The sequence below is a fragment of the Vibrio sp. B181a genome, from assembly GCF_030248375.1.
In the GTDB taxonomy this organism is placed as follows: Bacteria; Pseudomonadota; Gammaproteobacteria; order Enterobacterales; family Vibrionaceae; genus Vibrio; species Vibrio campbellii.
In genome coordinates this window covers 1-19,557 of sequence record NZ_JAHGAD010000099.1, presented here as the reverse complement: position 1 = coordinate 19,557, position 19,557 = coordinate 1, and the positions used below count along the sequence as shown (strand labels likewise).

At 46.6% G+C, this 19,557-nt stretch carries 19 protein-coding genes; 11 read left to right on the top strand and 8 right to left on the bottom strand.

All coding sequences use genetic code 11. From position 1 onward, the window contains the following. Positions 1–48 precede the first annotated feature (48 nt). Entirely contained in the window at positions 49–1,032 is a 984-nt protein-coding gene (locus tag KIO97_RS24995) for an aldo/keto reductase (protein WP_285384260.1), read from the bottom strand. 60 nt (positions 1,033–1,092) lie between these two features. Between KIO97_RS24995 and KIO97_RS24990 the strand changes: the two genes are divergently transcribed. Next, positions 1,093–2,052, top strand: a complete 960-nt coding sequence (locus tag KIO97_RS24990; protein WP_285384259.1) for a LysR family transcriptional regulator — start codon at positions 1,093–1,095, stop codon at positions 2,050–2,052. Positions 2,053–2,165: 113 nt separating this feature from the next. Here KIO97_RS24990 and sigZ read toward each other — a convergent pair whose 3' ends face one another. From sigZ to KIO97_RS24960, 6 genes are all read right to left on the bottom strand, one after another. Continuing rightward, on the bottom strand, positions 2,166–2,726 hold the full coding sequence (gene sigZ, locus KIO97_RS24985; protein WP_285384258.1) for an RNA polymerase sigma factor SigZ: 561 nt from the start codon (positions 2,724–2,726) through the stop codon (positions 2,166–2,168). 76 nt (positions 2,727–2,802) lie between these two features. Next, positions 2,803–3,201 carry a rhodanese-like domain-containing protein gene (locus KIO97_RS24980; protein WP_285384257.1) on the bottom strand — a complete coding sequence of 133 codons (399 nt, stop codon included), beginning with the start codon at positions 3,199–3,201 and terminating at the stop codon, positions 2,803–2,805. 24 nt (positions 3,202–3,225) lie between these two features. Beyond that, positions 3,226–4,401 carry a MalY/PatB family protein gene (locus KIO97_RS24975; protein WP_285384256.1) on the bottom strand — a complete coding sequence of 392 codons (1,176 nt, stop codon included), beginning with the start codon at positions 4,399–4,401 and terminating at the stop codon, positions 3,226–3,228. 191 nt (positions 4,402–4,592) lie between these two features. After that, the gene (gene uxuA, locus KIO97_RS24970) at positions 4,593–5,780 is read right to left on the bottom strand and encodes a mannonate dehydratase (RefSeq protein ID WP_005434165.1); all 1,188 of its coding nucleotides are present in this window, start codon (positions 5,778–5,780) and stop codon (positions 4,593–4,595) included. 129 nt (positions 5,781–5,909) lie between these two features. Beyond that, on the bottom strand, positions 5,910–6,701 hold the full coding sequence (locus KIO97_RS24965; RefSeq protein ID WP_038888699.1) for an FCD domain-containing protein: 792 nt from the start codon (positions 6,699–6,701) through the stop codon (positions 5,910–5,912). 106 nt (positions 6,702–6,807) lie between these two features. After that, on the bottom strand, positions 6,808–7,791 hold the full coding sequence (locus tag KIO97_RS24960) for a TRAP transporter substrate-binding protein (protein ID WP_038888697.1): 984 nt from the start codon (positions 7,789–7,791) through the stop codon (positions 6,808–6,810). 319 nt (positions 7,792–8,110) lie between these two features. On the opposite strand from KIO97_RS24960, the gene KIO97_RS24955 reads away from it, so the two are divergent. From KIO97_RS24955 to KIO97_RS24915, 9 genes are all read left to right on the top strand, one after another. Continuing rightward, positions 8,111–8,623, top strand: a complete 513-nt coding sequence (locus tag KIO97_RS24955; protein WP_005429027.1) for a TRAP transporter small permease — start codon at positions 8,111–8,113, stop codon at positions 8,621–8,623. 14 nt (positions 8,624–8,637) lie between these two features. Further along, complete coding sequence (locus KIO97_RS24950) at positions 8,638–9,939, top strand: TRAP transporter large permease (protein ID WP_005429026.1); 1,302 nt, start codon at positions 8,638–8,640, stop codon at positions 9,937–9,939. Positions 9,940–10,020: 81 nt separating this feature from the next. Beyond that, complete coding sequence (locus tag KIO97_RS24945) at positions 10,021–11,484, top strand: mannitol dehydrogenase family protein (protein ID WP_285384255.1); 1,464 nt, start codon at positions 10,021–10,023, stop codon at positions 11,482–11,484. A 12-nt stretch (positions 11,485–11,496) separates the two neighbouring features. Further along, positions 11,497–12,909 carry a glucuronate isomerase gene (uxaC, locus tag KIO97_RS24940; protein ID WP_285384254.1) on the top strand — a complete coding sequence of 471 codons (1,413 nt, stop codon included), beginning with the start codon at positions 11,497–11,499 and terminating at the stop codon, positions 12,907–12,909. 3 nt (positions 12,910–12,912) lie between these two features. Beyond that, positions 12,913–13,890, top strand: coding sequence for a sugar kinase (locus KIO97_RS24935; RefSeq protein ID WP_017189833.1), 978 nt, complete (start codon positions 12,913–12,915; stop codon positions 13,888–13,890). Positions 13,891–13,899: 9 nt separating this feature from the next. Further along, complete coding sequence (locus KIO97_RS24930; protein WP_005429019.1) at positions 13,900–14,529, top strand: bifunctional 4-hydroxy-2-oxoglutarate aldolase/2-dehydro-3-deoxy-phosphogluconate aldolase; 630 nt, start codon at positions 13,900–13,902, stop codon at positions 14,527–14,529. A gap of 328 nt (positions 14,530–14,857) precedes the next feature. Next, complete coding sequence (locus tag KIO97_RS24925) at positions 14,858–15,382, top strand: YgjV family protein (RefSeq protein ID WP_017189831.1); 525 nt, start codon at positions 14,858–14,860, stop codon at positions 15,380–15,382. 319 nt (positions 15,383–15,701) lie between these two features. Beyond that, a complete protein-coding gene (locus KIO97_RS24920) occupies positions 15,702–17,753 on the top strand; it encodes a glycoside hydrolase family 3 N-terminal domain-containing protein (protein WP_285384253.1) in 2,052 nt (683 codons plus the stop codon). Positions 17,754–17,820: 67 nt separating this feature from the next. Then, on the top strand, positions 17,821–18,216 hold the full coding sequence (locus KIO97_RS24915; RefSeq protein ID WP_005429015.1) for a hypothetical protein: 396 nt from the start codon (positions 17,821–17,823) through the stop codon (positions 18,214–18,216). A gap of 51 nt (positions 18,217–18,267) precedes the next feature. On the opposite strand, the gene KIO97_RS24910 is transcribed toward KIO97_RS24915, so the two are convergent. Beyond that, the gene (locus KIO97_RS24910; protein ID WP_038888686.1) at positions 18,268–18,861 is read right to left on the bottom strand and encodes a lysozyme inhibitor LprI family protein; all 594 of its coding nucleotides are present in this window, start codon (positions 18,859–18,861) and stop codon (positions 18,268–18,270) included. 454 nt (positions 18,862–19,315) lie between these two features. On the opposite strand from KIO97_RS24910, the gene KIO97_RS24905 reads away from it, so the two are divergent. Beyond that, positions 19,316–19,492, top strand: a complete 177-nt coding sequence (locus KIO97_RS24905; protein WP_021018350.1) for a hypothetical protein — start codon at positions 19,316–19,318, stop codon at positions 19,490–19,492. The last annotated feature ends 65 nt before the right edge of the window (positions 19,493–19,557 follow it).

The following is a 19,557-nucleotide window of genomic DNA, read 5'->3' as shown; positions in this document are numbered from 1 at the left end:
TTGTCAAAAGAACTCAGCTCGTTGGTTTTCCCGATAGGAGGAAGCTAACTAAGAATTGATCCCTTTCATGCCTTCTTCTATATATCTCGCTCCCGCGGGACGAAAGCTCTCTAGAGCCAACTCTATTTGAAGCAAATCTTCTCGGGTAAGCGAGACATTGGACGCACCCAAGTTATCGACGATGTGGGCCATTTTTTTCGATCCTGGAATAGGCACAATATCCTTACCTTGAGCCAATAGCCACGCCAGAGCAATTTGGGCCGGAGAACACGACTTATTTTGCGCTATTTGAGCCACGATATTGGATAGCGGGCGGTTCGCCTTTAAATTACCTTCTGTGAATCTTGGCAATTTACTTCGCGCATCCCCTTCAGAAAAGTCACGATCAGAGTGAAAACGCCCCGTTAAAAAACCGCGCCCCAGCGGAGAGTAAGGGACAAAACCAACGCCTAATTCTCGACATGTGGGCAAGATTTCACGTTCCACATCTCGCGTCCACAGCGAGTACTCGGTTTGCAAAGCGGTCACAGGGTGGACTGCATGCGCTTTTCTGAGCGTCGTCGCGTTGACTTCAGAGAGACCAATGTGGGCAATTTTTCCTTCAGTAACTAATTCTGCGAGCGTTTGCATGACCACTTCAATTGGTGTAGTCGAATCTAAACGATGGATATAGTACAGATCGATGCATTCAACACCTAAGTGACGAAGAGAATTTTCACATGCTCTTCGGATATAAGCTGGACTATTGTCGATACGTCGTTCGTACTCTCCTGGTCGACGAACAATGCCACATTTTGTTGCTACCTTTACATCCGAACGATGATGTTTAAGAAAACGGCCAATCAGCTCTTCATTGTGAGAATTACCGTAAGTATCCGCCGTATCGAAAAAGTTGCATCCTAAATCTACGGCTTTATGAAGTACTTTTAATGATTCTTCATCGTCTGTTGGCCCGTAGAATTCACTCATGCCCATGCAGCCTAAACCAATTTCTGAAACTTCCAAGCCATTACCTAATATGCGCTTATCCATTTTTTTTCCTCTAGCTTTGTTATTCGCATATCAGTATATTTTCCAAAAATGGAGTGATACATGGCCAATAATTGCAATCAGATTTCCGATATCGGAAACAAAGAGAAATCGAACCATTTAAATTGGGATGATGCCAAGATATTTTTAGGCATCGCAAGAGAGGGAACACTGAGCGGCGCCTCGAAATCGCTAAGGCTCGGAATCGCAACAGTATCACGACGATTAGAGCGATTAGAAAGCGCGATAGGCCTAAAATTATTTACCAGGGACCAACTTGGTTATAAGTTGACCGACGAAGGAATGGCGCTCATCGCTCAAGCCGAAGCTCTAGAACAGGCTGGTTATGCCTTCAGTGCGGCTGCTCAAGTTAATGACCAAGATGTTAGAGGCCACGTTCGTCTCGCCACTGCTCAAGGACTTGCCGATCATTTTATTTTTCCTGCACTACCCCAGTTTCTGGCAAACCACCCAAACCTAACGATAGAAGTAGTAACCAGTGTATCTACCGTTAACTTACACAGGCACGATGCAGACATAGCATTGAGAATGGTTCGTCCAGAACGAGGGAACGTCAGTATCCAAAAATTAGGTGAGCTCGGCTTTGGCGTTTATGCATCACAGAGTTATCTAAAAAATAGGAAGAAGAATCAGCAAAGCGGCTCATTTGAGAACGATGATTTTATTGGTTGGTCAGAGACACTACAGCACCTGCCAGCGGCACAATGGCTAGAAAGGACGACGCGAGGAAAGCCTTGTAGGCTTATTACGAGCAACCTATCTGCACAATTCAGCGCGGTAGAGGCTGGGCTCGGTATGGCAGTACTTCCTCATTTTATCGCTCAACCTAAAGAATTAACATGTGTAGAAAGGGATATTGGCTGTGATCAATCCATTTGGTTGGCAATTCACTCCGACCTTTCCCACTCAAGAAGGGTGAGAACCGTAGCGGACTTTCTACACAAGCTTGTTAAAGAAAACAAAGACTTTCTTGAAAGTGGTAACGTTGAAATCAGAACATAATGCTCTTTGTTGATAGCTTGGGGTTGACTACTTTTAGTCATGACGAGACAACAAAAAAGCGCAGAGCCAAAACTCTGCGCTTTTACATTGTAAATCGAACGGATATCTTGGCTTTATGCCACTTCAGCACTGTACATTTGAGCCATGTGAAGACACTGCGTTTCTGGTGAGAAATCAACGATACCTCCTCGACCTGCTTCAACATTGCAGTACTCAACTAACAAGGCTTTGAGCTTAACTCGACCGCGCTGAATTCGGCTTTTCGTCGCAGAAAGCGAAAGTCCCAACTGATCTGCAACCGTTTGTTGAGGCAAACCGTCGAGTTCAGACAGAATCATGGCTTGGCGATATTTCTCTGGTAGACACTCAAACATTGGGCGCAAACAATGACCCATGGTTTGGAGATTCTCCAGCTCAATCGGCATTTCCTCTTCAACCTGATTGTCTATCAGCTCTTCATAACTTTGCTGCGTACGATAATGATCCATGATCGCGTTGTGCGTGATGCGATATAACCAACTTTTGATTTTGCTTCGCGCTTCTAACTGATCGATCTTTTGACTCGCCTTTATGTACACCTCTTGCAAAATGTCATCGGCTAAATCTGGATCACTGGTCTGTTTGACAATGTAGTTTTTGAGCTGCTCTTTGTGTGCCAACCACTCTGCTAACATGCGACGGTCTCTATACATAAAACAATAATTCGATATTAATCGAAACATAAGCCGTATGGCAAGTATGACCTATACATTATGACTCAGACTCAACCGCGCCATCTGCTTTCACCCATTCAGCAAAACCACCAGCAAGGTTGAGCACAGGCCCAAGCCCCATGCCAGCGGCTTGTTTTGCCGCATAGAGGGAACGAAGTCCATGCGCGCAATAAAAGACGTACGTTTTATCTTGAGCAAAAACTGGGTTGTGCACTGGGCATTGTGGATCAATCAAAAACTCCAACATGCCTCTTGGACAGGTAAATGCCCCCGGAATCACGCCAAGTTTGCGCCTTTCATCGGCTTCTCGTACATCCACGAATACGTAACCTTCGTCTGCAAACAGCGCTTTGGCATCCTCAATAGAGAGATCTGCGACACTCAAGCGCGCTTCTTCCGCTAGAGCTTTGATGCCTTTAGTGATGGTTTGTGTCATCGTTTTATTCTCCTACCACTTCACTTACTTACGTTTATCGACAGCGGCTTTAAGCAGCTCAAACGAGGTTTGAATTTGCTCTAAAGAACAAGCGAAGTTCATGCGGTAGTAGTTTTCATTGGGTTCACCAAACCAAGTACCTGGCGTCAGCGCCATTTTAGCTTCTTCTGTCAGCAAGGTTTTTAACTGAGAAGATTCCAATTCTAAACCAGAAAAATCCAACCAAATTTGATTGGTTCCTTGTGGCAGGAATGCTTTCACCTGCGGCAAGTTGTGCTCAATAAACTCAATAATCCAGTTACGATTGTTTTGCATGTAAGCATGAAAACCTTCAAACCACTCTTTACCTTGTTGGTAAGCCGCAATGGTCGCGTAGGTGGTAAACGCATTGCCATGATCGATAGAAAGTGAAGCGGATGTCGCTTTGATCTTCTCGAAAAGAGCCTGGTTATCGCTGTAAATGTAACCGTTAGAGATGCTGTTCAAACCAAAGTTTTTCGCCGGAGAACCAATGATCGTCAGACTGTTTTCATAGCTTAATGAAGTCATACTGGTAAAGGTTGAACCCTCAAATACGATGTCGGCATGCACTTCATCGCTGATGATCATCACATTGTATTTCTCAGCTAACGCCACCATGCGCTCTAGTTCTGCTTTGGTCCAAACACGTCCCACTGGGTTGTGAGGGTTGCACAGCAAAATCATTTGCACTTCACCACTTTTCAACTGGTTTTCAAGCAACTCAAAGTCCATCACGTAGTGGTCATTTTCAATTTTCATTGTGTTGCCAACAACGGTTCGGCCAGCTGACTCAATCAAACGTCGGAACTGATGATAAACCGGTGTCTGGATCAGAACGCCCTCACCTTCTTTGGTGAACTCGCGAATCAGTAGTGCAATGGCACTCAGTACGCCCGGCACTTGAACAAAGTTATCAGTGCTAAGCTCAAGACCATGCAAATCCTTATTCCAATCAGCAATGGACTGAAAAACCGTCTTGCTATCAAACTCGTATGAGAAGGTTTCACGGCTAACAAGTTGCTGCATCGCTTGCGAAATTGGCGATGCGATAGGAAAGTCCATATCGGCAATCCAATACGGTACGACTTGGTCTGTTCCGTACACTTGGTTGAGCATTTGGCTATCATGCTTGATGAATTTGTCTTTAATATCTGAGCGCGTTGGCTGTGGCTTGAACATGGCATTCTCCGGTCGAAATCGTTTTTACACAGATAAGACGACTGTGGTTAGAAAAAGACGCAAAATATTTTCAGGTATTCATCTGACAGAACATTGCAGATACTTTTTATGGATAATATTCAAAAAATTAAGAACAAAAAAACGCAGAGCCTAGACTCTGCGTTTTGTTAGATGGGTTTGCGGTTTTTTACTTACTTGGTATAGAAAGCGCGTTTTAGTGCCATCTCTAGACCACGTACTTCGGCAAGGCCTTTCAAGCGACCAATGGCTGAATAGCCTGGGTTGGTCTTCTTCTTCAAATCATCCAGCATTTGGTGACCATGGTCAGGACGCATTGGGATCAAACGGTGATCGCCCACTTCTGCGCGGCGTTGTTCTTCGTCCAAAATTGCCATCACCACGTTGTACATATCCACATCGCCATCTAGGTGCGCAGCTTCGTGGAACGTCATCGGGTTGCTTTCTTCACGCTTGGTTGAACGCAAATGAGTGAAGTAAACACGATCGCCATGCTTTTTAATCATCTTAACTAGGTCGTTGTCACCACGCACACCGTAAGAACCAGTACACATGGTTAAACCGTTCATCTTGCTTGGTACTTTTTCGGTTAACCAGTCGATGTCTTCGATGGTCGAAACGATGCGCGGCAAACCAAGAATTGGACGCGGTGGATCGTCTGGGTGTACTGCTAGCTTCAAACCATGGGCTTCACACACTGGCATTAACTCCGCCAAGAAGTACGCCATGTGCTCACGCAGTTTGTCTTTGCTGATACCAGCGTAGCGGTCCAATTGAGCTTGGAACTCTTCTAACGTGTAACCTTCTTCAGCACCCGGCAAACCAGCGATGATGTTGCTTGTCAGTTGTTGGATTTGCTCTGCCGTCATGTTGTTGAAGTACTCAAGCGCTTGGGCTTGCTCAGCTTCGGTGTAATCCGCTTCTGCGCCCGGGCGTTTAAGAATGTGTAGCTCAAATGCCGCAAATGCGATTTGGTCAAAGCGTAACGCTCGAGAACCATCTGGCATTTCAAATTCAAGGTCTGTACGTGTCCAGTCTAGTACTGGCATAAAGTTGTAGCAGACCGTATCTACGCCGCACTCAGCAAGATTCCGCAGCGTTTGTTTGTAGTTGTCGATCCATTGTTGGAAGTTGCCCGTCTGAGTTTTGATTTCTTCGTGAACAGGAACACTTTCAACCACTGACCACGTTAAGCCTTTCTCTTCGATGATGGCTTTACGCTTTAAAATCTCTTCTTTCGACCACACTTCACCATTTGGAATGTGGTGCAAGGCATTCACGATGCCTGTTGCGCCTGCTTGACGAATATCGTCTAGCGACACTGGGTCATTCGGACCGTACCAACGCCAAGTTTGTTCCATGACACTCACCTTTTTTAAGACGCACTCAGCCCGCTCGAATAATTCAAGCTAAGTGCACAACGACTTCTTAATATGCAGCCACGACAATGCAGCTGCGCTGACTAGAGCCGACCGAGGCCGGCAATGTGGTTAACCGTTTTCAGCACCCTGCAGAACAACAGGGTTGGAACTGAATAAGTAACCATCAAAATTCGGGTCATCGATGTCAGACAGCTCCAACAGGCGCTGTTTAACGTTTTCAAGGTGTTGCCACATGGCATTTTTTGCAGCAATTGGATCTTTACGCTGCAATGCGGCGAGGATTTTGGCGTGATCGTCTAACCACTCTTCACGGTAGTCTTGACCAGCAATGCGGGAATGAAGTTTATTCCACATTGGGCTGCTCTCGCGTCGCTCCCAAGATTGCTTCAGCATGTCCACCAACACAGAGTTTTGAGTTGCCTCTGCAATGCACATGTGAAACTTTTCATCACCGTTACAATCCGTGGTGCCACTGGCGAGTTCATCTCGTTCTAGCTCTAGTGCTGCGCGCATTTTCACGATGTCGCCAGGCGTTACTTGCATCGCTGCAAATTCCGCAATGTTACTTTCAAGCAACTGGCGAGCTTGGAGCATTTCAAACGGACCTGCATCATCGCTGATCACGTTTTCACGGGAGTTTGGTTGAGATGGAATATTGATGACATACACCCCAGAACCTTTCTTCACTTCGACAAGGTTTTCCAGCTCCAGCATGATGATCGCTTCACGCACTACTGTGCGGCTAACGTCGAGACGTTCTGCGATATCGCGCTCAGGCGGCAACCTATCTCCGACCTTGTAGTGGCCGTTGATGAGTTCTTGTCTAAGGACTAAACCGATCTCTTGATACGGTCTTTTCGGTTCAAAAGGCATCATGATGATATTATCACTATATTGCATCTAACTTCTCACGCCATCATAACGACCAATAACAATTGGTCAACCTCTATGTACCAGAATGTGGTAACACCTTGCTTTCGATGGTTTATTACTAACTTTTTGTGAATTATTGAACGGCTTTGATTTTCTCAACCAATTCATTTAACTCAGGATTTGTCTTTTCTAGATCCGCATACATTGGTTGAACCGCTTCAGCAAATGCTGCTTTGTTTGGTTCAACAAACGTTACGCCCATTTTCTCTGCTTTCGCGCGCTCTTTTGCTTCTGACTCAGCCCACAATTTCTTCATGTATTCAGAAGAGTCTGCCGCTGCTTTCATCAGTGCTTGTTGCTGCTCTGGCGTTAGCTTGTCATACGTCTTAGTAGAGATAACCAAGATGTCTGGCACCATGGTGTGCTCATCCAAGCTGAAGTATTTCGATACTTCACTGTGACGGCTCAAGCTGAACGATGGGATGTTGTTTTCCGCAGCATCCACCACGCCTTGTTGCAATGCCGTGTATAGCTCACCGTATGCCAATGGTGTTGGGTTACCACCTAACGCTTTTACCATTGCAATCGCAGATGGGCTTGGCTGTACGCGCACTTTCAGGCCTTTTAGATCTTCCGGCGTATTGATTGGCTTGTTGGTATAGAAGCTACGAGCACCCGCGTCGTAGTAAGTCACACCAATAAAGCCGCTATCCGCAGAAGAGTTAAGGATTTCACGCCCCACTTCACCGTCTGTCACTTTGTAATAGTGGTCTTTATCGCGGAATAAGTAAGGCATGTTGAATGCTGCGTAAGCTGGGGAGAAAGCTTCCAATTCTGCCGCGTTGCTCTTCACCATATCTAGAGCGCCGTTTTGCATTAGCTCCATGGATTCACGCTGTGTACCTAGCTGCGCATCTGGGTAAATACGGATACGAACTTCACCATCTGTCATTTCACGTACTTCTTTTGCCATAAAGTCCATTGCTTTATGTACCGCATGGTCACGAGGGTGGTTGTGACTTAGCTTCAAAGTGGTCGCAGCATAAGCAGAAGCTGTGGCGCCAAAGGTCATTGCAGCACCGACTACAGCGCTTAAAAGAGTCTTACGCGTCATCATTGTTCTATTCTCCTTGGATTGGTTGTCCAATATGTAGGGTAGTTTTAATTTTTCACGGTATTTCTGTTTCGAGGCCATTATTGGCGATCAAAAAACCTACCGTCAAAACAAAAATACAAATTGATTGACCAAAATCACAATAGCAATCGTTAAATTGGTCAACCAACCCATTTGTGAACCCGCTCACGGACAACCAAAGCGGCTAACTTATAATCCACTCAGAAAGATTAGCGTATGTTACTGCCCTACACAGAAACACATTCTTACATTGGTAAACCAATTGTTATGTGATACGCGTATTTACTGAAAGGAAACTAAAATGAACAAATTGGTCAAATACATAAATAGAGGGTTGGCCGCCTTTACCGTCTCTCTCTCGACCTTCCTCGTTTTTTGCGTGGTCTGGCAAGTGTTATCTCGTTACGTCATTGGTAGACCAAGTACCGTAACCGATGAGCTTGCTCGGTATCTCTTTATGTGGGTAGCCCTTATCGGTGCCGCTTACACCACAGGTCTTAAACGTCACCTTGCTATCGATTTATTAACAATGAAGCTGCAAGGCAAACGCAAACTCATCAATGAAATCGTCATCCAAATTGCCATTGCCCTGTTCTCTTACGTGGTGTTGGTTCACGGCGGTACACAACTCGCACTGAAAACACTGGCAACTGGCCAGTTAACGCCAGCGCTCGGCTTGGAAATGGGCTACATCTACTTCTGCCTACCAATCAGCGGCGCACTAATGATCTTCTACTCTGCGGTATTTGCTTTCGACCGTGTAAAACAATTGACGTCTGGTGAAGCCCTACTCACCGACACCCAGCTTGATTAATAGAGGGTTCCACAATGGAATGGCAATTAATTCTCACCCTATTCGGTAGCTTCGCGGTTTTATTGACGATTGGCGTACCAGTTTCTTTCGCTATCGGTTTGTCATCGCTAGCTACTATTTTAATGAGCTTACCGCTAGAGCCTGCGATCGCCGTTGTGGCGCAGCGTATGGCGGCAGGCCTTGATAACTTTGCTCTACTAGCAATCCCGTTCTTTATCTTGGCGGGTAACATCATGAACCAAGGTGGTATCGCACTGCGTCTTATCAACTTTGCAAAAGTGCTTGGTGGCCGCCTTCCAGGTTCACTCGCACACGTGAACGTAATGGCAAACATGATGTTTGGTTCGATTTCTGGCTCTGCGGTAGCGTCTGCGGCAGCGGTTGGCGGCACCATGTCTCCTCTGCAAAAGAAAGATGGCTACGATGAGAACTTCTCTGCCGCAGTGAACATCACTTCTTGCCCATCTGGCTTGTTGATTCCACCAAGTAACACACTGATCGTGTTCTCATTGGTGTCTGGTGGTACGTCTATCGCGGCATTGTTCCTAGCGGGTTACATTCCTGGCATTTTGATGGGTCTAAGCATCATGGTGGTAGCAGGTATCATTGCAAAACGTCGTGGCTACCCTGTGGCTGAGCGCCCTTCTCTGGCAATGGTTTGGAATACCTTCTTGAAAGCGGCACCATCTTTGGCACTGATTGTGATCATCATGGGTGGCATCATTGGCGGCATCTTCACAGCAACAGAAGCGTCTGCTATCGCCGTTATGTATACCTTTGTGCTGGCAGTGCTTATTTACCGCGAAGTGAAATGGCGTGACATTCCAAAGATCATCTTAGAATCTGCGGTGACAACCTCTATCGTATTGCTACTGGTTGGCGCATCAATGGGCATGTCTTGGGCTATGGCGAACGCTGATATTCCTTACATGATCGCAGATGCTCTACTAGCAATTTCTGATAACCCACTGATGATTCTACTGATCATCAACATCATTCTGTTGATTGTCGGCATCTTCATGGATATGACACCAGCGGTACTGATCTTTACGCCTATCTTCCTGCCAATCGCACTGGATATGGGTATTGACCCTGTACACTTCGGCATCATGATGACCTTCAACTTGGCTATCGGTATCTGTACCCCACCAGTAGGTAGCGCGTTGTTCATCGGTTGTTCTGTGGCGAACGTTGCCATCGACAAAGTGATTAAGCCTCTACTTCCATTCTACGTTGCACTGATTGCAGCACTAATGGCCGTGACCTTTATTCCTCAGCTAAGTCTGTTCTTGCCTAACCTTGTTCTTGGTTACTAAGCGCTTGGTTATAAGTTTTAGATTACGAATTATTAAAATACACCATCCCGCAGGTTCGCCTGCGGGAAAAGGGATACCACAATGAAGACTATTTCCAATTCCACTCTGAATGACCACGTTCTGCTTCCGGACTACGACCGCTCAACGCTTAAAAGCCGTATTGTTCACCTTGGTTTCGGTGCATTCCACCGAGCGCACCAAGCTCTATTCACCAGTGAAATGTTGAGCAAAACAGGCTCTGACTGGGGCATTTGCGAAATCAACCTATTTGGTGGTGAAGACTTAATTCAATCGCTGCGCGCGCAAGACCACCTCTACACAGTGGCAGAGAAAGGCGCAGAATCGACTGAGGTAAAAGTGATTGGCTCAGTGACTGAATCACTCCACCCAAGCCTCGACAGCATTCAAGCGGTGTTAGAAAAAATGACAGAGCCACAAGTGGCGATCGTTTCAATGACGATTACCGAGAAAGGCTACTGCGCCGACCCAGCGACGGGCACGCTTGATAAAAACAATCCGCTAGTCATTGCTGACCTTGCCAACCCAACGGAGCCAAAATCGGCACTGGGTTACATCGTGCAAGCGCTGAAGATGCGCCGTGAACGCGGTCTGACGCCATTTACCGTGATGTCTTGCGATAACGTGCAAGAGAACGGTCACGTAGCAAAAGCAGCGGTACTTGAGTTCGCTCAACTGCTCGACCCAGAATTGCGTGACTGGATTGAAACCAACGTTACCTTCCCTTGCACCATGGTTGACCGCATTGTGCCAGCAGCAACCAAAGAGACACTGACTGAAATCGCTGAGCTACTTAGCTGTGAAGATCCATGTGGCATCGCTTGTGAACCATTCCGCCAATGGGTTATCGAGGATAACTTCGTGGCTGGTCGCCCAGATTGGAGCGTGGCTGGCGCAGAATTTGTTGCCGACGTTGTGCCTTACGAAGAAATGAAGCTGCGCATGCTAAATGGTAGCCATTCGTTCCTAGCCTACCTAGGTTACCTTGGCGGTTACGCGCACATCTCTGACACCATGACAGATGAAGGCTACCGCAAAGCGGCATTCGATATGATGATGCAAGCGCAAGCCCCTTCGCTGACCATGCCAGAAGGCACCGATTTAGAAGGCTACGCCAAGCTGCTTATCGAGCGCTTCACTAACCCGAGCTTGAAACACAAAACATGGCAAATCGCGATGGATGGCAGCCAGAAGATCCCACAACGCATGGGTGGCAGCTTACGATTCCATCTTGCTCAAGGTTCTAACTTCTCTTGGTTGGCAACAGCAATTGCAGGTTGGATGCGCTACGTATCCGGCGTGGATGAGCAAGGCAACGACATTGATGTTCGCGATCCAATGGCAGAGACACTACGTCAGATCTGCGACCAACACGGCTTGAACGTTTCTGTTGTGCCTGCATTGCTCGCGGTTGAAGCCATCTTCCCTGCAGAGCTTGGTCAAAACCCACAAGTGATTGATGCGGTGAGCAGTGCTTACCAATCGCTAATCGATAACGGTGCTCGTGCCACTGTCGCTGCGTTGTAATAGGAGTTAACGATGAAGAATTTCTTGTGTGAAGACTTTTTACTCTCAAACGAAACTGCACGTCGCTTGTACCATGAGCATGCGTTCCACCAGCCAATTTATGATTACCACTGCCACCTAAACCCAGCGGAAGTGGCGCAAAATCGTCAGTTCGATAACTTGGGTCAAATCTGGCTTGAAGGCGATCACTACAAATGGCGTGGCATGCGCTCGGCAGGCATTGAAGAGCGTTTGATTACGGGTGATGCGAGCGATTACGACAAATACATGGCGTGGGCGAAGACGGTTCCTCAAACCTTGGGCAACCCGCTTTACCACTGGACGCACCTAGAACTGCGTCGCCCATTCGGCATTACCAATACGCTGTTTAGCCCAGACACAGCAGACCAAATTTGGCATCAATGTAATGAGCTGCTTGCGACACCTGAGTTCACAGCTCGCGGCATCATGCAGCAAATGAACGTCGTAATGGCGGGCACGACCGATGACCCTATCGATTCACTAGAACACCACAAAGCGATCGCAGAAGACGACACCTTTAACGTTAAAGTACTGCCGAGTTGGCGTCCGGATAAAGCGTTCAAGATTGAATTGGACGTATTTGCGGATTACATGCACAAACTGGGCGAAGTAGCAGACATTGAAATTCGCCGCTTTGATGATTTATTGAGTGCGCTTGATAAACGTTTGGCACACTTCGATGCACATGGCTGTCGTGCGGCAGACCACGGCATTGAGATCGTCCGTTACGCACCAATTCCAAGCGAAGCTGATTTAGATGCGTTGCTGGCTCGTCGTTTGAGTGGCGAAGTACTGTCAGAGCTTGAATGTGCGCAATTCTCTACCGCAGTTCAAGTTTGGCTCGGCAAACGCTACGCACAATTGGGCTGGGTCATGCAGCTTCATATTGGCGCACAACGCAACAACAGCACACGCATGTTCCAACTACTAGGTGCTGATGCTGGCTTTGACTCGATTGGCGATCGCCCATTTGCTTTTGAACTGGCACATCTATTGGATGAAATGGACCAAACCAATGAGCTGCCTCGCACCATCCTTTACTGTTTGAACCCTCGTGATAACGAAATGATGGCGACCATGATTGGTAACTTCCAAGGTGGCGGCATCGCGGGCAAAGTGCAGTTTGGCTCGGGTTGGTGGTTCAACGATCAGAAAGATGGCATGCAACGCCAAATGGAACAGCTTTCTCAACTTGGTTTGCTCAGCCAATTCGTCGGCATGTTAACGGACTCGCGCAGCTTCTTGTCTTACACTCGTCACGAATACTTCCGCCGCATCTTGTGTGACATGGTCGGTCGTTGGGCAGAGAACTGCGAAGTTCCAAATGACCTATCGTTGCTTGGTCCTATGGTTGAAGACATCTGTTTTGGTAACGCAAAACGCTACTTTGAAGAGAGGGCGTAACCAATGAAGCACATCGCCATTATTGGTGAATGTATGATTGAGCTGAATGGCAAACCGTTCGGCTCAATGCATCAAACATTTGGTGGGGATACGCTCAACGCTGCGGTTTATTTGAGCCGCGGCTGCGAAGCCAATAGCAAACCTGATGAAGTCAAAGTCTCTTACGTTACGGCGCTTGGCAATGACCCAATCAGCACGGGTATGCTGACTCACTGGGAAGACGAAGGCGTCTCAACAGATTTAGTGCTGCGCGATGAGACTCGCACGCCGGGTTTGTATCTGATTCAGCTTGATGATCAAGGAGAGCGTACGTTCCTATATTGGCGCAATCAATCAGCCGCACGTTACCTACTTCAACATCCAAACTTTGGAATGGTTAAACAAGCATTAACTCGAGTAGACGCGGTGTTTCTCAGCGGTATCTCTTTAGCCATCTTGCCAGAAGAAGACCGAATTTCACTGCTCAACTTATTGGTCGAACTTAAAGCCCAAGGCGTTGAAATCGCGTTTGATAGTAACTTCCGCCCAGCGCTATGGCCTCAAGACGATAATCAAACCGTCAAAAATGTGTACCAAGCCATGTATCAACTGACGGACGTTGCCTTGGTGACTTTTGATGATGAGCAATTGATCTGGGGTGACGAAACACCAGAGCAAACCATTGAACGCCTTACCTCTCTTGGTGTGGGCAAATGCATCGTCAAGCTCGGCGCAGATGGCTGCTTAGTTCAAGACTCAACAAATCAGGGTTCGAGCGCGGCTCTGGCTCCACAAGCCGTGCCAACCCAACCTGTCGCTCAAGTGGTGGACACCACATCGGCGGGCGACTCATTCAATGGTGGCTTTTTATCAGCATACCTTGCTGGCGCCGATCTCGCGACCTCATGTCAAAGAGGTAACGCACTGGCAGGTGCTGTGATTCAACATCGCGGTGCCATCATTCCCAAAGCATTCACACAACCGGCGCTTGGCGTCGTTTAAGGAACACTCATGTCTAGTATTAAAGAACAATTGAAAGCTCTGAAAGTCATCCCTGTTATCGCCATAGATAAAGCAGAAGACATTATCCCACTGGGTAAAGTACTGGCAGAGAACGGACTACCAGCAGCTGAAATCACCTTCCGTTCAGCAGCGGCTGCAGAAGCGATTCGCCTATTGCGTGAAACCCAGCCAGACATGCTGATTGGCGCAGGTACGGTGCTGAACCGCGAGCAAGCAATTGCTGCAAAAGAAGCAGGCGCAACCTTTATCGTATCGCCAGGCTTTAACCCAAATACCGTTAAAGCGTGCCAAGAAATCGGGATTGATATCGTACCGGGTGTGAATAACCCAAGCACAGTTGAAGCCGCACTGGAAATGGGATTAACCACCTTGAAGTTCTTCCCTGCGGAAGCTTCTGGCGGCATCAACATGGTGAAATCACTGCTCGCGCCATACACCGACATCGAACTGATGCCTACTGGTGGTATTAACCCTGCGAACATCAAAGATTACTTAGCTATCCCGCGCGTATTGGCATGTGGCGGTACGTGGATGGTAGATAAGAAACTGATCGAAGCGGGCAACTGGGAAGAGCTTGCTCGCCTAACTCGCGAAGCAGTAGCACTTGTAAATGAGTAATGATTGGTAAGTAATCTCAAGGCTCTTGGGTAACCCCTTAGCGATTTAGATAAAGTGCCCAGCCCTCCCTTTGTGGAGGGCTTATTCATTCAAAGCATGGCTCAATTGATTGGGTTATCGCGATAAGTAGATTCCTGATCTCGCCTAGGCTCGTCGGAATGACGATATGACAAATATCTCCCTATTCGTCATCCTGAAAAGCGAGGCACGAGCGTGATTCAGGATCTACTCAAAGAGTGAATCAAACTCTATAAGGGCGGCAACTTTGAAGGATGCTCATTCGCTTACTCACTTAACGAGATGACTTTGCAACACTCTAGGGAAATAAATGGAAAACTGGTTAGCACAAAGCATTGGTGGCATCGCGTTTATGGTTGGCGTGATGGCATTCTGGCAAAAAGACGACATGCGCTTTCGCTATCAGATGATGGCGTTTTGTTTCATCATGGGTATTCACTTTACCCTAATGGGCGCAACCGTTGCTGCCATTGGCGTGATCACTAATGGCATTCGCAGTTTCGCCTCAATCAAAACTCAATCACGTAGAGTAATGTGGTTCTTCATTGCACTTATGTGGCTGATGACCCTACCAAACATCACCCACTTTTTTGAGCTACTCACGGTAATCGGATCGTCCGTCGCCACTTGGGCGCTCTTTTCCAAACAAGGCATCACTCTACGCAGCCTAATTTTGTTTAATTCCTTCTGCTGGGTCAGCCACAATATTTGGCTTGGTTCTATCGGAGGTTCATTGGTCGAGAGTACATTTATCATCACCAACTTACTGACCATATATCGCTTGTATCAATCGAGTAAAAATAATAACCAGACACAAACGTTAAATCAGGGCTAATGTATTTAGCCCTTTTTCTCACCTGGTAATAATTTTAGAGTAAACGATAACACCCATAGCGTTACATAGAATTTGGAAGCAACATAACACAAACGTAAAGCACTGATTTTAAACGATTTAAATTCCAATAAATAAACTAAAAAATCAAGATCACATTTAATTTGGTCAACCTATTTTTAATTGTATATTGAGTTAAGTCACCTAAATAAAAAATATGGTGATCCAAATCTTCAGTTTAATTTATTTTGGTTAACCAAAATTACACTAATTACTAATATTGGTCTGGAACAAACAACTATACCAACATTAGGACAGCGACATGAAACGTCTTACCCAACTCACTCCTATCGCAGTGGCGCTTGTTCTCGCAGGGTGTAATTCATCCGACGATGACAACAGCTATATTCAACCAGAAGTCTTCTCTCGCGTACACGACGTACTCAGCGTTGATGGTTATCAATTTAGAGATTCTAATGGCAACGGAACGTTAGAGCCGTTTGAAGATTGGCGTCTCACACCAGAAGAGCGCGCAGCTGATCTTGTTAGCCGAATGACGCTTGAAGAGAAAGCCGGCATGATGCTTATCGACACACTAAATTCCGGTGAAGGCGGTGTAGTGACAAGCAAAGGTCAAGACATGATCGCCGATGCTCAGATGACCCGCTTTATCTTCCGTAACAACGTGGTGGAGACCCCAGAAAACGCACCAAACTGTGATAGCGGACGCTCTGGCTGCCAGATTTCACCTAAAGAAGCGGCGAGTTTCATGAATAGCGTTCAAGAGCTGAGAGAGAAAACCCGCATGGGTATCCCTGCTCTATTTAAGTCCAATGCACGCAACCACATCGACCCATCCGCAAAAGCGGGTATCAACGTCTCTTCTGGTGCATTCTCGGCTTGGCCAAAAGAAGCCGGACTTGCAGCCACTCGCGATATGGCACTGATTGAAGAGTTTGCGGGCATCATGAATGAAGAATGGTCATCGATTGGTTTGCGCAGTATGTATGGCTACATGATGGACTTGGCGACAGAGCCTCGTTGGTACCGTGTGCATGAGACCTTTACAGAAGACGCAGATCTTGCGGCAGATATCATGCGCTCTTTGATCAACGGTCTACAAGGTGGTGGAGCCATTGACCAAGACAGTATCGCCCTTACGATCAAACACTTCCCTGGGGGAGGTCCTCAAGAAAACGGCGGTGATCCTCACTACGACTTTGGGCAAAACCAAGTCTATCCAAAAGACAACTTTGATTATCACTTGATCCCGTTTATTGCCGCGATTGATGCTGGTGCCTCTTCCATCATGCCTTATTACGGCATACCAGTAGATCAAAAGTGGATGCCAAACGATGTAGGCATGTCCTTCTCTAAAGGTATTGTGACCGATCTGCTGCGTGGTGAGCTCGGCTATACCGGCAACGTCAACTCCGATACAGGTATCATCGGCGACCGAGCATGGGGTGTGGAAGATAAAACCATCGACGAACAAGTTGCGATGGTAATCGAAGCTGGCGTCGACGTTCTCTCTGGCTTTAATGATAAAGACGTCATCGTCAATCTGGTCAACAAAGGACTGATTGACGAAGAGCGTGTCGATCTTTCAGTGACTCGTCTGGTCAAAGAGCAGTTCCAACTTGGTTTGTTTGAGAACACGTATGTGGACGTCGATAAAGCCCAAGAGATTTTAGGCAACGCCGAACATCAAGAACGTGCAGACTACGCTCAGAAAAAATCTGTGGTTCTGCTGCAAAACACAGACAAGACATTGCCGCTCGCCAAACCAAACGCCGACAAAGCAGTTTCACTCTACGTAATGGGTATGGATGAAACCATCGCTGGTGACGAGCGCTATGGCTTTGATGTGACGTCTGGTGATTATGAAGATGGTGAAGCTCGCCCGCCAGTGCCAGCAGGCACCGATTACGCCGTTATTCGCGTGCGTGTTTCCAATGAAGGTGCGGATCCTGAGCTTATCTTTGGCGGTGCAAACCCAGATGAACTCGACCTGTTGGCATTTAGCCAAATGGCAACCGCAGCATCTTGGAAAATTGAGCCAAGCCTGACCGATATCCAAGCTGTCATGAATGAAATTGGCGCAGAGAATACCGTGCTTTCAATTAACTTCCGTCAACCGTTTGTATTGGATGACGCAAGTAACATGAAAAAGTCGGGCGCAATCTTAGCCACCTTCGGTGTATCAGACAGCAACTTAATGGAAGTCCTTTCAGGTAACTTTGCTCCTCAAGGCAAGCTTCCATTTGCACTGGCAAACAGCGCGCAAGCGATTTTGAACCAGCACTCTGACTACCCAGGTTATGACGAAGCAGACACCTTGTACGAATTCGGTCACGGGCTAAGTTACGAATAACCTTTTACCCACCTAACAAGGCAGTGTCTCGGCGCTGCCTTTGTTGGATCTACTTTAGGAATAAACCATGGAACACATACTGCAGTTAGACTGGGTTGACCAAAGTATTCCCCATAAAGTTTGGGTGGAGCAATACTACGACGGCTGCCGCATTTGCCTCAAAGTCGTCAAGGATGTTGAGCCAGAAATGCTCTCATTGATTGTGCCTAACATTGATGTGAAAAGCGTTCGTCAGGCATGGCAAGGGAAAGCTATCAACGTCACACCTGCTTATGATGATGGCGTACTTTTCACTCAAACCCGTTCACTGTTCAACCTCCCTCATGGTTGCGTGATTTGGGCAGTGACTCATATCAAGATGCAAAATGGTTTGAAGATGTCCGCAGACAAGCTCTGTTTTGTACCAAAACATTCAAAGCAAGATTCTCGCTTTCAACAAGAGCATCATGCTGAGGCATGTTAAATCAGCAAGGTCAGCCCAGTAGCTGACCTTGTTTTTGTTTATTCTTGAAGGTTAATCTCTGAGCCTACATTTCATAAGAGGTGCCTCATATCCCCATTGAACGGCAACCATTCCTTCGTCCTCGTATTGAACTTTTTCGTTTCGCCCCAAGAAGAGACCATCTTTATCTGAGGCTGCCATAAAAACGGAACTGTCACCAAACTCAGCCATCAGGGTAGTTGGATCCGTCATATAACGTGTTAGCACCACTTCTTTCGCTTTATTTCCGTCACAAGCGTAAAATTCCGCCCCAAAGTTACCGACGAGTCTATAACGCGTTTGAAGTTCTGCAATTCGGTATTCATATTCCTGCTTCAAACATTGTTCTTCATCATTACTCTTCCAACACTCATTTCGCCCTCGAATCCAACCAACTTGCTCAGCTTTCAGCGTGTGTTGACCAGCTTGTTTATCGTCCACCGCTTTCGCCTTTTTGTAGACTTCGGACATCTGTCTATCAAGCTGGCTCAACATTTCACTTTGACAAATGGCTTGCTCAGCTCCACTTAAAGAATCATTGTTGCAATCGAATGATGGACTGGCTGCACTAGCGCCAGCAGTGAAAAAACTCATCGTCAACGCCACTAAAATGTTGGATACCTTCATAGAATCTCTCCCTGATTTTCCGTCATCTTGAGTCTAGTCAACTTCTTTTTAAACTGAGAAACAGAGACTTGTTCAACATTTAAATGATGAAGTAAATAAGGCGAGTTCAGGCATGTGATGAGTGCCGATAAACAAGCCTATATTTATCCCCAGATCCCAATGACAGTATTTGTGATATGGCTTCGAAAAGTTACTGAAAAAATAGAGGGGAATACAGCCAAGCATAGAGTAAACAAAGCATGGGGAAATTATTGCTTTTCTTTTGAAATCATACGCCTAACAAGCACCTTGCAATGCGCATTTAGTTTCATTTCGTCAGAGTTTTGTCAAGACTCGTTAAGCGGGCTGATCCACACATAAAACCTTCACACCACGGTCATAATCTAGGGTCTAAAATTACTCTTGAACTCGTGTCTACGGACGAAATTTTCAATCGCTATTGTGGGAGGTTGTAATGGAAAAATACTGTCCAGTTTGTCAAACCGAGATGATTGATCGCAGCAATTATTTCATCTGTCCGAGAAATAACATCGGCGAATGTGCTTACGACGGCTACGAGGACCACCACAGTCACTGCTGTCATGATAACCAAGAACACTCTCATGAAAGAGAGTTGGTTACTTCGGTCTAAACAATCTTAGAAAAAACGACGTATAAAAATGCCACTCATTGTTGAGTTAATGCCGTTCGGATAAG